This window comes from Ralstonia sp. ASV6 (assembly GCF_016429285.1).
Lineage (GTDB): Bacteria > Pseudomonadota > Gammaproteobacteria > Burkholderiales > Burkholderiaceae > Ralstonia > Ralstonia flaminis.
The window spans coordinates 1-251 of the sequence record NZ_JAELUI010000710.1 but is presented as its reverse complement, the minus strand read 5'-3'; the positions used below and the strand labels follow the sequence as shown (position 1 = coordinate 251).

1 pseudogene is annotated in these 251 nt (G+C 70.9%); it reads right to left on the bottom strand.

What is annotated here, in order from left to right:
- Window positions 1–125: 125 nt before the first annotated feature.
- A pseudogene (locus JHD73_RS28970) lies at window positions 126–251 on the bottom strand (phospholipase domain-containing protein); the annotation flags it as partial.

The window sequence follows — 251 nt, the reverse complement described above, 5'->3', positions numbered from 1 at the left end:
CCCCCCCCCCCCCCCCCCCCCCCCCCCCCCCCCCCCCCCCCCCCCCCCCCCCCTTTTCAAGCAGAAGACGGCATACGCGATCAGGCGCCATGTCTCGTGGGCTCGGAGATGTGTATAAGAGACAGGTCGTATACGTGGAACACCGCGGCGGCCGTGCCGGTATTGCTGAAGATCAGGCGCAGGGCACGGTTGGTGGCGTCTTCACGGGCGCTGACGTGCAGCTCGTACGGCAGGGCGCGCGAGGGGCGCGT